Origin of the sequence: Yinghuangia sp. ASG 101 (genome assembly GCF_021165735.1) — a bacterium.
Taxonomy (GTDB): Bacteria; Actinomycetota; Actinomycetes; order Streptomycetales; family Streptomycetaceae; genus Yinghuangia.
In genome coordinates, this window is sequence record NZ_CP088911.1 from 868,352 (window position 1) to 880,727 (window position 12,376).

The following is a 12,376-nucleotide window of genomic DNA, read 5'->3' on the forward strand; positions in this document are numbered from 1 at the left end:
CCTGGTCGTGTGCTGGGCTGGTCGTGCGCTGTCGACGTCGTCGAAGGGAATGCCGGGCATGTCGGATGCCGCAGGGGACACCGCTCCCACGCTGCCTGTCGAGTTGATCGCCGCACCGGCCGAGGAGCCGGGGCCTCGCGCCGCGTACGGGGAGTTGGGGGGTGCGCGGATCCGGCTGTGTGTCTTCTGCGGATCGTCCACCGGGCGCGGGGCGATCGACGTGGAGGCCGCGCAGGGGGTCGGGAAGGCGATCGCGGCGCGCGGGGCCGGGCTGGTGTACGGCGGCGCGTCGGTCGGGTTGATGGGCGTCGTGGCGGACGCGGCGCTGGGGGCGGGGGTCGAGGTGGTGGGTGTGCTGCCGGAGGCGCTGGCGGTCGCGGAGGTGGCGCATCCGGCGCTGGGGCGTCTGGAGTTGGTGACGACGATGCATGAACGCAAGGCGCGGATGGCGGAGTTGTCGGACGGATACGTCGTCCTGCCGGGCGGTCTGGGGACGTTGGAGGAGATGTTCGAGGTCTGGACGTGGGCGCACCTCGGGATCCACCGAAGTCCGTTGGGACTGCTGAATATCGGCGGCTACTTCGACCCGCTGCTGCGATTCGTCGACGACGCCGTCGAGGCGGGGTTCGTCCCCGCGCGGTCGCGTGACCTCGTGGTGGTGGGCGACGACCCGCAGCGGTTGGTCGACGACGTCATCGGGCGGATCGTACGGGACGCTCCCGCACCGGATCCCCGGGCGCACGTCGGCGAGATCCTGGCGGAACGGCGGCTGCGGCAGGCGGACGCGGGCGGCACGGCCGAGCGCTAGCGGTTGGGCAGTGGCCGTCGGGCGCTGGCGGTCGGCCGGGAGCGGCCCGTTGTCGTCGGCGCGCACTAGATTTTCGCCCCTGGCAGTGCGCGGGAACCCGCTGCCGTTCTCGTCCGACACCTCGGCGGCCTCAGGGAGATTCACGGTGCACGACGGAATACGCGGCGCGGTCTTGATGGTGCGTCACCTCGATGCCGACGGCGTCGCGGAGGTCGTGGGGCGGCTGGTGTCGAGTGAGGGTGTCGAGGCGGTGGCCCGGGAGATCGCGCGGGCCCCGGTGCCCGGGGACGCGTTCGTGTCGGGCGTTCTGGCGTCCGGGCTCCCGGAGTTGCGCCGCGCGCTGGCCGCGTGCCCGCACCTGACCACCGATCAGGTACGCCGCGTTCTCCGGCACGGCGGCCCCGATGTGGAGGTCGCGGCACGGCTGTTCCCCAACCGGCGCAGGGACGCCGCGTTCTCCCCCGTCCGGCCGCTTCCCGCGACGTCGGCGCTGAGCGGGCCGGCCGCGGCGGAGGCGGCGCTCCTGGACGAGCGCTGCCCCGACGATCTCGCGCAGGAGGTCTTGGCGCGTTTCCCGCACCTGGCCCACGTACTGCGCACCCAACACCCGGGCTACGCGCGCTTCTTGCGCGGTGACCATCGTCCGGTCAACGCGATCACGGCGCAGGAGGTCGTCCGGATCGGCGTCCACGACGGCGGGCTGGATCTCGCGGAGGTCGTCCGGCACATGCGCCCGGCACGTTCGGCGCTCTCGGCCCTGGCGAGTGTGGTGGGCGGAATGCCGTGGCTGAGCGGTGAGTTGCGGGCGCTGCTCGGGCCGAGGCTGGCGCGGGCGCTGCGCGGTGATCCGGGCCTGTGGAGCGAACTCCCGCGACGGCTCGGGAGTTTCCAGGGGTCGATCGGCGAGCTGTTGGACGGGTTCGACGCGACGGACGCCGGGGGCGGCCCCGCCGCGGCCGATGGTGTCGGCGACCTGTGCTTCCTGCTGTCGCAGCTCGGCGACGACCAATTGGCGGATTTGCTGCCCGAGTTGGCCGACGAGACACGCGAGGGGGTCGCCCTGCGCGCCGCGGTCGGCGATGTTCCGGCGCTGACCGAACTCGCGATCGCCCGCCGCGATCCGCATCTGCTGCGCGGGCTCGCGCGGCGTACGTCCATCGGCCCGGAGACGACGGCGCGGCTCGCGTCGCTGGACGACCCCGCGGTCAACCGCGCCCTGGTGGCGAATCGCGATGTGGCGCACGCCGTGCGGCACCGCGTCTTCTGCGGGATCCCGGCGCGTGCGGAGGGCGAGCGCCTGCCGTGCGACCCCGGGCTGCGGGACCTCGCCGACCACGCCGCACCGGAGACGCTGATCGCGTGCGGCGACCCGGAGCTGGCGGCCCGCGCGCTCGCCGGTCGTCCCCGGCCCCGGGTGGCGGATCGCGTCGAGGTGGCGATCGCGCTGTGGGAGCGCGGCGGGGGCGAATTCCTGGGCCGTGTGCCCGCGGAGACCTTCGGGGCGTCCGTGGGGCGGCTCGTCGCGGCGGCGGTCACCGCGGATTCGCCGCGGGGGTTGTACGAGGCCCGCGCACGGCATGCCGGCAAGGCCGCGGCGGCGACCGCGTCCGGCTCGGGGCGATCGACCGGGCGTCGGGCGCGGGATCGGGCGCACGACGCGTGGGACACCGAGTGGGGCCGGCAGCTCGCGGCGACGCGGGCCCTGGACGACGGGCATATGACACCCGATCAGATGATCCACGAGGTCGCCCCGGCGCGTCACGCCGTCGGCGCGTTCGAAGGCCGGGTGCTGTCGCCCGGGTTCAACCCGGTGGACGCCGTCTTGGCCGGACACGTCCGCAAGCATTTGGACGGCGGCGCGGACCGCGGCGCCGCGTGGGCCGTCCTGGTCCGCCTGCTCCCCGACTTCGAGGGGACGCTGGCGGAGTTGCTGACCGTGTGTGCGGCCGTCGCCGACTGAGGCGCCCGGCAGGGTGGCCGCCGCGCGGCGACCGGTGCCACCGGCCATGTCCGCAAACAGTCGGGGCTCCCCGGCGCGTGCGGTCCGCCGACGACCGCGCGCCCGCGGAGAGCGCGGCCCCGCCCGCGACAACGCCCGGTGTTCCGGCGGCGTCCTCACGGACGCGGGAACACCGGGCGTGCGCGGAGAGGTTTACTGCGCGGTGACGTTCGCCGCCTGGGGGCCCTTGGCGCCCTGGGTGACGTCGTACGAGACCCGCTGGTTCTCCTGCAGCTCGCGGTAGCCGGAGGAGTTGATCGCGGAGAAGTGGACGAACACGTCCGGACCCCCCTCGTCCTGCGTGATGAAGCCGAAGCCCTTGTCCGCGTTGAACCACTTCACCGTGCCAGTCGCCATCGACCGAACCCTCCATAAGTCCCACGACACCGCGCCTTCTGCGACGGGTGCCTGCCGGGGCGCAATCCCCCGGCGCTCATGGCCTGCCCACACGAGGGCGATCGCAATCGTCATCCTTTCGGACGGCTTTGCGGCGGGCGATGACTTGCGGGAATTGATCGCGATATGGGTCTTTTATGATCGACGACGCGGTCGCCGGATGAGCAAAGTTCGGCTGTCGGTGATCGGTTGGGCGACCCCGGTCGCGCGGGCGGCGGGGTCGCAGGCGAACGCGAAGCGCCGAGCGACGATCACGCCCCTGTCGAATCCGGTCACCGGTGCGGTCCCCCGTCGACCCCCTACACACCCCGGTGGTCCGAGGCGGCGAAACACCGGTGCAACGACGCGGCGGTGCGCTGACAGGGGTGCGATGGACGCCTTAGGCGTCAGGCGTACCGGAGGTGGGAGACGCGCACGGTTCGCGCCTCCCCGGCGGCGCCGGCAACCGCCGCCGGGACGGCCGGCGCTCACGGCTCGAGAGCTCAGCCCGCGATGTGCGTCTCCAGCCACGACGGCAGATCGAGGCGTCTGGCCACGCCGAGCTTGCGGTAGACGCGGGTCAGGTGTTGCTCGACGGTACTCACGGTGATGAACAGGCGCCGGGATATCTCCCTGTTGGTGTGGCCCTGCGCGGCGAGTGCCGCGACGCGGCGTTCGGCGCCGCTCAGCGCGACGCCGGTGGCGTCGTCCGCGGTGGGGGGCTCCGCGGCCCTCCGCGGCGGCGCGGACCCGGGTGCCGTGTGGGGTGTTCGCCTCCCGACGGGCGACTCCTCGGGGGCGTCGGTGCCGGGCACCTCGGGTACGCCGTCCGTCCACTCGCGGGGGCGTTCGTGCGCGCTTTCGCCCGCGGTCCGCTCGGCATCCCGCGGATCGGTGGCGCCCGGGTCCGGTACGGCTGCCAGGCGCCCGGGCAGGGGCAGGGCCGTGTCCGGGGGGCGGGCCTGGCAGGTCGCGGTCAGGTGGGCGGCCCGGGCCGCCGCCCGCCGCGCGCGGCCGAAATCCCCGAGGTCGCGGTACGTTCCGCTCAACGATGCGTACACACCCGCGAGTTCGAGCCGGTCCCCGGCGTCGCGCAACTCGTCGATCGCCTGCCACAACAAGGCCGGCCGCTGGGGAAGGTCGTGGAGTTCGGCCCACGCGGCGAGGGCCAGCCCCCGGGTCCGCGACGTGTCCGGCAGTGCGAACGCCATTTGTTGAACGAGGAGTTCACGTGCGGCTTCATGGCCGCCGAGCGCGATGTGCGCCCGTGCCGCGTGGACGCGCCACGGAACGATGCCCGGCAGGTCGGCGCCCCACGCGGTCATGAGCCGTCCGCACGTCGTGAAGTCGTGAAGCGCCGCGTCGAGTCGGCCGGTCGCCAGGTTGTAGCGCCCGCAGGCGTGCAGGTAGTGCAGGCCCGCCGGAGTCCGGAACATCGCGCCCGGCACGGGGAGTTCGAGGTGGCGGGCGGCGGCGTCGAGGTCGCCTCGGGCGACGGCGGAGGTGATCCGCGCGGCCAGCGGGACGCCGACCGCGACGCCCCAGCCCGCGGGGTGGATGCGGGTCAGGGCGAGGCGCCCGTACTCCTCGGCGTCCGGCAAGTCCCCTTGCCGTACGCAGATTTCCGCGAGAAGCCCGGCGAACAGCGCGTGCGCTACGGGGCTGTGGCGGGAGGCGGCCCGTTCGAGGAGAGTGGTGCACCACGCACGGGCGTCGGCCGCGCGGTCGGCGTACACGAGTGCGGTCAGCGCCGACGTCAGGGATTCGACGGTCGTGTCGTCGAGCCTCACGGTGCGCAGGATGCTCTCGACGCGCGACTCGACCTCTCGGCACCGGTCTTCCCCGGCGGGGCCGCCCGCCATGACCGAGGTCAGCAGATCGAGGCCTTCCACGCGGCCGAGGGTCGCGGGCAGCGCGGGGAGCGAACGCGCGTGCGCGATGCGGGGCTCCGGGTCCGGATACCAGAATCGCAGCCGGGCCCGCGCGGCCCGTACCTCCGCGGGGGCTTCGCCCACACTCGCGTTCGGGTCGCCGGGCAGCAGGCTCGCCTCGATGGCCGCCTGGGCCTCGTCGGGTCGGCCGAACCACGCCAAGTACCGTGCGCACCCCAGTGCGTCGGGTCCGGTGAGGCTGCCGTCCCGGACGGCCTGGCCGAGCCACGGCACGTGCCGGGCGGCGGCGGTCGGGTTGACGAGCCATTCGAGGCCGACGAACAGCGCTTTGACGGACGCGCGTTCGCGCTCATCGGCCGCGAGGCGTTCGGCGAGCTTGAGACAGGCGACGGCTTGGCCCACGGTGCCTTCGCCGAAGGCGTCCTCCGCCGCCGCGCGCAGGGTTGGCACGGCCCACGGCGCGCGGAACTCCCCCGCGGCCATGAGGTGTCGGGCGACGGCGGAGGCGGACCCGCCGTCGCCGTGCAGGAGCGTCGCCGCCCTGGCGTGCCCGGCCTCGCGCTCCCCGCGCGGCATCGTGTCGAGAACGGCGGTACGCGCCCGGGGGTCACGGAAGTGCCCGGCCTCGACGAGGCCGGCGTCGTGCAGCGCCCGCACGGCGGCGGCGGCGCCGGACGGCTCCAGCCCCGTCAGCTCGGCGAGGTCGGCGGCTCCGCTCCCGGATTCGCCGAGAATGGCGAGGCCCTGGGCCGCGCTCAGGGCGATCGGATCGAGACGGTGCAGGCAGCCGACCAGCGCGCGGCCGTACGCGTCCCCGGCGGCCAACGTGGCGGTGCGGCGGAAGCGATCGGCGCGCGTGGCCCCCAGGTCGTCGAGAAGTGCGTTGACCAGCAAGGGGTTTCCGCCGCTCAGCGCATGCGTTTCAGCGGCCAGCCGGGCGGCCGTGGCGGCCCCGAGGCGTTCGGCGAGCACTACGGACACGGCCGCGCGCGACAACACACCGAGGCGGATCCGCACGTGCTCCGGCTCGCGGTCGAGCTCGGCCGCGAAGTCGGAGTACGACGGCGTGCGGACGCCGTACTCACGCTCGGTCAGAACGACCAGAACACGAGCGCTCCGGGTGCGGCGGATGAGACGCACGAGCACGTCGAGCGACACCGGGTCGCAGTGCCGCACGTCGTCGACGCACACCACCACCGCCCGCCGTCGGGCGAGGCCCGCGAACACGGCGCACAGGTCCTGGACCGCGCGCGCCATGAGGCCGCCGGGCGCACCCGCCTCCGCGAACGCCGCGGTATAGGACGCGTCTTCGAGGAGCCGGGCGACGACATCGGCCTCGGGGCCGTCGAGCGCCGCGTCGTGGAGCAGTTGCCGGACCACACCGAACGCGAAGTCCCGCTCCGTCGGATGGCATGTGGCACGCAGCAGAAGGGTCCCGTCGCAAGTGTCCGCGACGACGTCGCAAAAGGCGTGCAGCAGCGCGGTCTTGCCGGTGGCCACCGGTCCGGAGACGGTGACGGCACGCACGCCGCCGCCCGCGCTGTGTCCTCCCGCGGCGACGAGGCGGGCCAGTTCGTCGTTGCGTCCGGCCAGAAACACAAGGAACTCCCCCGACGAGAACGATCTTCGGCCTCGGCGCGAAGACCGGCGGACGATGTTCGGCGAGCGGTGGCCTCGCGTTTCCATGGTGGCCGCGGACGGTCGGCTCCCGGTCGAGGCGGAAGCGCGTTCACGCTCCGGCACAGGGGTCGGTAGGGGTCCCCCAGGGGTGCCCCGCGCGGCTAATTTCGACGTGGTGGGCGGATGCGGCAGTCATCCGTCGCCCGCCGCGAATCTCTTCGACCGACTGGACGTTCGTCATGCGCGCATACCGTCACCGCCGCAGCGGAGCCTTCGGGGCGGCGCTCGCCGCCGTACTCCTCGCGGCTTCCTGTTCCGGCGGCGCCGGAGGAGCGTCGGACGCCCCCACCGGTCCGCCCGTCCGCGGCGGCACCGCCACGATCGCCGTCGGCTCCGAGCCCACCTGCTTCGACACCCACGTGAATCCGCAGGACATCACCGCGGCGATCGGGCGCAACGTCCTCGACTCGCTCGTGTCGGAGGATGCGCAGGGCGTCTTCCATCCGTGGCTGGCGAGTTCGTGGGAGGTCGCGCCCGACCTGAAGAGCTACACCTTCAAGCTGCGCACCGACGTGAAGTTCACGGACGGGACACCGTTCGACGCGGCCTCGGTCAAGGCGAACTTCGACCACATCACCGCCGCGACCACGAAGTCCCAGTACGCGGCAGGCCTGTTGGGCGGGAAGGCGTACGCGGGGACCGAAGTCGTCGACGCGGCGACCGTCAGAGTGTCGTTCCACCAGCCCTTCGCGCCGTTCCTGCAGGCGGCCGGCACCGCGTACCTCGGCTTCTACTCGCCGAAGACGCTGGAGACCGCGGCGGACAGGCTGTGCGCGGGCGGGTCGCATCTGGTGGGGACCGGGCCGTTCACCTTCGCGTCGTACACCAAGGGCCGGGACCTGGTGCTGGAGAACAACCCCGACTACAACTGGGCGCCGGAGACCGCCGGCCACCAGGGCCCGGCGTACCTGGACCGGCTCACGTACCAGTTCCTTCAGGAAGACGCCGTGCGAGTCGGCACCTTGACGTCAGGTCAGGTCGACATGGCGTCGTCGATCCCCCCGGTCAACGTCAAGGGCGTCGAAGGCAAGTCGGGATTCCGCGTGCTGCGCCGGGACTTCGCCGGCGCGCTCTACGGGCTGTTCCTCAACACCACGCGCGCGCCGTTCGACGACGAGCGGGTGCGCAAAGCGGTCCAGCTCGGCATCGACATCGACACCAACGTCACGAGCGTGTACTTCGGCCAGTACAAGCGTGCGTGGAGCCCGCTGGGTCCGGCGACGCCGGGCTACACGGCGACGCTCGACAATTCGTGGCCGTACGACCCGGTGGCCGCCGGCAGACTGCTGGACGAGGCGGGCTGGACGGGACGCGACGGGGACGGCTACCGGACCAGGGACGGGCATCGGCTGTCGTTGAAGTGGCCTATGTCGCCGTCGATCGTGCGCGAACAGCGCGACATCCTCGCGCAGGCGATCCAGGCCGACCTGAAGAAGATCGGCATCGAGGTGGAGCGTCCCGCATCCGACCTGGGCAGCTTCAACACCAACGTGTACAAGGGCGACTACCATATTCTGGACACGAGTTGGGCCCGATTCGAGCCGGACATCCTGCGGACGTACTTCAACTCGGCCAGCCTGCCGAGCTCCGGCGGCCAGAACGCCGCGTGGCTGTCCGACCCGGACGTGGACACGTGGACCGCCGACGCCGCCGCCACACTCGACAAGCCGACGCGTGACCGGTTGTACGCGCAGACCCAGGCCTGGGTCGTGGAACACGCCGTCACGGTGCCGATCTACGCGGCGACCACGCTCGTCGGCGTCGCCGACCGCTTGCAGGGCGTCGAGTTCGACCCCAACGGGTGGCCGCTGTTCGGCGACGCGTGGACGACCCGCCGATGAGCTCCGCGACGCCGGACGCGCCCGAGGGGCCGTCCGCGGTCCCCGGAACGCGGGGCGGTCGACCGGCGGCGGGCGAGGCACCGGTGCCCGAGGCCACCGGGAAGCACCCCGGCGGCCCACCGACCGTGACCACCGCGCGCCGTGAACCCACGAGCCGCGCCCCGGAGTCGCGTGCCGCGCACATCGGCCGGCTCGCCCTCCGGGCCCTCGTGCGCGTCGTCCTGCCCCGGCTGCTGTCCGTCGGACTGGTCGTGTTCGGCGCCGCGACCCTCGCGTTCGCGGGGCTCAAGCTCCTGCCGGGCGACGAGGTCGACGCGCTGCTCGGCCCGCAGACGACGGCGTCCGAGGCGGTGCGCGAACAGATCCGCGACGACTACGGGTTCGACCGTCCCGTGATCGCGCAGTACGTCGGCTACCTCGACAACGTGGTCCACCTGCGATTCGGCGAGTCGTACCAACTCCAGCGCCCGGTCGGCGCGCTGATCTCGGAACAGTTCCGCCCCACCGCCGAACTCGCCTTGTCGGCACTGCTGTTGGCCGTCGTGATCGCGGTGGCCGTCGCGACACTGACCGCCGGCCGCCGGGGCATCGGACGCTCGGCGGCCGGGGCCTGGGAGCTGCTGGCGGTGTCGACCCCGCCGTTCTGGCTCGGGATCGTGCTGCTCACGGTGTTCTCGTTCCGCATGGGCGTCTTTCCCGTGGGGGGCGCCGGGAGCATCGAGACGCTGGTCCTGCCCGCCGCCACCCTCGCGCTTCCGGTGTCGGCCGTGTTGACCCAAGTACTGCGCGAGAGCATGGAGTCCGCCCTCGACGAGCCGTTCGCGCTCACCGCCCGCGCCCGGGGCCTGAGCCGACTCGCGGTCCAGGTGCGGCACATCCTGCGGCACGCGGCGCTGCCACTGGCGACTCTGGCCGGATGGCTGACCGGGACGCTGCTCGGGGGCGCCGTGCTGATCGAAAAGGTCTTCGCCCGGCCGGGCATCGGCGCCCTCACCCTCCAGGCGGTGGCGTCCCGCGACATGCCCGTGGTGATGGGCGTCGTCCTGCTCAGCGCGGTGTGTTTCGCGGTCGTCTCGCAACTCGTGGACGTCCTCTACCTCGTCATCGACCCGCGCCTGCGGAAAGGGTGACCGCCTTGTCCCCACCCGAGGCCCCGGCGGAAGCCACGGTCGACGCCGTCCCCGAACCCCCGGGAGTCACCCGGAAGTCGCGCACCCGTCCGGTCAGCCCGGCCACGGTCGCCGGAACCGTGCTGCTCGCGCTCCTCGTGCTCGCCGCCGTGTCCCCCGGCGTGTTCACCGGGACGTCGCCGACCGGGACCGACCCGGTCAACGCACTCCAAGGCCCCAGCGGCGCACACTGGTTCGGCACCGACCAACTCGGCCGCGACGTGTTCGCCCGCGTCGTCCACGGCGCCCGCACCTCGCTGCTCATCGGCCTCGGCGCGACCGCGCTGGCGCTCGCCGCCGGGACCGTCGTCGGCCTGGGCGCGACGCTCGGCGGGCGCGTCGCGGACCACGTCCTGATGCGGGTCGCCGACGTCCTGCTCGCCCTGCCCGAAATGCTGCTCGCCCTGCTCATCGTCACCATCATGGGACGCGGCACGGTCAACGTCGTGATCGCCGTCGCCCTGGCCGCCGCCCCCGGGTACGCGCGCCTTGTCCGTGCCGAAGCCCTCGTCGTGAGGCGATCCGGGTACGTCGAGGCGGCGGCCGTCCTGGGCCTTCCCCGCCGCGTCGTCGTGGTCCGGCACGTGCTGCCGAACGCCATCGGACCGCTGCTGGTGATGGGCACGATCGGGTTCGGCACCGCGCTCATCAACGCCTCGGGGCTGAGCTTCCTCGGCCTCGGCGCGCAGCCGCCGTCCCCCGAGTGGGGCGCGATGCTGTCCGAGGGCCGCAACTACCTGGACACGGCGTGGTGGATCGGCGTGTTCCCCGGGGCCGCCGTCACCCTCGCGGTGATCGCGGTCAACGTCACCGGACGCCGCGCGCGCCTCCGATTCCACGGAGGAGTCCCCCGATGACGACCGCGCGGATTCCCGAGGAGGTCGCGTCCCCGCCCGATGCGCGCACTCCTGCGCTGGTCTCGGTCGCCGGTCTCGACGTCGTCTTTCCGAACCGCCGCGGCGGTGTCCACGCGGTACGCGGCGTCTCGTTCGCGGTGGCGCGCGGCGAATGCCTCGCCATCGTCGGTGAGTCCGGCTCGGGCAAGAGCGTCACCGCCCGCGCCCTGGTCGGCCTCGCGGGCCCGCGCGCGCGAGTGACGGCCCGTGAACTCACGTTCGCCGGACAGGATTTGATGAACCTCGGCGAATCACGATGGCGATCGCTGCGGGGGCGGCGGATCGGCCTGGTGCTGCAGGACGCGCTCGTGTCGCTCGACCCGCTGCGCACGATCGGGGCGGAAGTCGCCGAGCCGCTGCGGGTGCACCGCGTCGTGCCGCGCGCGGACACGAAGGCGCGGGTCCACCAGCTCCTCGCGCAGAGCGGCGTTCCCGACCCGGAGCACCGGGCCCGGCAGTACCCGCACCAGCTCTCCGGCGGTCTGCGGCAGCGCGCCCTGATCGCCTCCGCACTGGCCGGCGGCCCGGAACTCGTCATCGCCGACGAGCCGACGACCGCCCTGGACGTCACCGTGCAGGCCCGCATCCTGACCTTGTTGGGCCGTCTGCGCGACGCGGGGACGGCGATCCTGCTGATCAGCCACGACCTCGCCGCGGTGGCCCGGCTGGCGGACCGGATCGCGGTGATGCGCGACGGCGAGATCGTCGAACAAGGCCCGGCACACAGGGTGTTGGGTGCGCCCGAGCACGCCTGCACCAAGGCGCTGCTGGCGGCGGTGCCGTCTGCCCACGCGAAGGGCACGCGGCTTTCGCCGGGCACGGAGCCCGCGACGCCCCGCCCCCGGGTCCGGGCCTCCCGCACGCCGCCGGATCCCAGTGCGTCCCTTCTCGACGTGCGGTCGGTGGGCAAGCGCTTCCGCTCACCGGACGGGACGTGGCACGAGGCCGTGCGCGACGTGTCGTTCGCCGTCGCCCCGGGGGAAATCCTCGGGGTGGTGGGCGAGTCGGGCTCCGGCAAGACGACGGTCGCGCGGATCGTCCTCGGATTGACCGAACCGGACACGGGGACCGTGGAGTTCGCGGGCCGCGCGTGGGGCGGCGCGCGCGAGCGCGACCGCCGCGCGCTGCGACCCCGCATCCAGACGGTCCAGCAGGACCCCCTCGGGTCGTTCGATCCGCGGTACACCGTGCGGCGCATCGTCGGCGAGGCCGTGCGCGCGCTGCCCGGTTCCCCCGCGGAGGAGGCCCACCGGGCGTCGGGCCGAGGCGCCGCACTCACGGCCCGCCGCCGCGAGCGGGCCGCCCGGGTCGCCGAACTCCTCGGTCTCGTGGGCCTGTCCGCGGACCTGATGGCGCGTCGGGCGCGCGAGCTGTCCGGCGGTCAGCGCCAACGGGTCGCGATCGCCCGGGCGTTAGCCACCGACCCCGACCTGATCGTGTGCGACGAACCGGTGTCCGCGCTGGACGTGTCCGTTCAGGCGCAGATTCTGGACCTGCTCGCGGACATCCGCGCCGAGTCGGCGGTCGCGCTGTTGTTCATCTCGCACGACCTCGGGGTGATCCGGCACATCAGCGACCGCGTGCTCGTCATGAAGGACGGGCGCGTCGTGGAGAGCGGCGAGGGCGAGGCGATCTTCACCGAGCCGCGCCACCCCTATACGCGCGCGTTGCTGGCCGCCGTCCCGCGCACGCCGTGAGGCGTCGGCGGTCTCCGGC

The 12,376-nt window shown here is 73.4% G+C and carries 8 protein-coding genes; 6 read left to right on the forward strand and 2 right to left on the reverse strand.

Going from position 1 to position 12,376, the window contains the following annotated elements; genetic code table 11:
- The first annotated feature begins 58 nt into the window (after positions 1-58).
- On the forward strand, positions 59-808 hold the full coding sequence (locus LO772_RS03390) for a TIGR00730 family Rossman fold protein (protein WP_231776829.1): 750 nt from the start codon (positions 59-61) through the stop codon (positions 806-808).
- Between the two features lie 145 nt (positions 809-953).
- The gene (locus tag LO772_RS03395) at positions 954-2,768 is read left to right on the forward strand and encodes a hypothetical protein (RefSeq protein WP_231776830.1); all 1,815 of its coding nucleotides are present in this window, start codon (positions 954-956) and stop codon (positions 2,766-2,768) included.
- A gap of 192 nt (positions 2,769-2,960) precedes the next feature.
- On the opposite strand, the gene LO772_RS03400 is transcribed toward LO772_RS03395, so the two are convergent.
- Together LO772_RS03400 and LO772_RS03405 are read right to left on the reverse strand one after the other, a co-directional pair.
- Complete coding sequence (locus LO772_RS03400) at positions 2,961-3,164, reverse strand: cold-shock protein (protein WP_231776831.1); 204 nt, start codon at positions 3,162-3,164, stop codon at positions 2,961-2,963.
- A 521-nt stretch (positions 3,165-3,685) separates the two neighbouring features.
- Positions 3,686-6,673 carry a helix-turn-helix transcriptional regulator gene (locus LO772_RS03405; protein WP_231776832.1) on the reverse strand — a complete coding sequence of 996 codons (2,988 nt, stop codon included), beginning with the start codon at positions 6,671-6,673 and terminating at the stop codon, positions 3,686-3,688.
- Positions 6,674-6,933: 260 nt separating this feature from the next.
- Between LO772_RS03405 and LO772_RS03410 the strand changes: the two genes are divergently transcribed.
- From LO772_RS03410 to LO772_RS03425, 4 genes are read left to right on the forward strand one after another with little or no spacing between them, the layout of a single operon-like run.
- A complete protein-coding gene (locus LO772_RS03410; protein ID WP_231776833.1) occupies positions 6,934-8,595 on the forward strand; it encodes an ABC transporter substrate-binding protein in 1,662 nt (553 codons plus the stop codon).
- Complete coding sequence (locus tag LO772_RS03415; protein ID WP_231776834.1) at positions 8,592-9,725, forward strand: ABC transporter permease; 1,134 nt, start codon at positions 8,592-8,594, stop codon at positions 9,723-9,725. The genes LO772_RS03410 and LO772_RS03415 overlap by 4 nt, the downstream gene beginning before the upstream one ends.
- Before the next feature lie 5 nt (positions 9,726-9,730).
- Complete coding sequence (locus LO772_RS03420) at positions 9,731-10,621, forward strand: ABC transporter permease (protein ID WP_231776835.1); 891 nt, start codon at positions 9,731-9,733, stop codon at positions 10,619-10,621.
- Positions 10,618-12,357, forward strand: a complete 1,740-nt coding sequence (locus LO772_RS03425; protein ID WP_231776836.1) for a dipeptide ABC transporter ATP-binding protein — start codon at positions 10,618-10,620, stop codon at positions 12,355-12,357. The genes LO772_RS03420 and LO772_RS03425 overlap by 4 nt, the downstream gene beginning before the upstream one ends.
- Positions 12,358-12,376 lie beyond the last annotated feature (19 nt).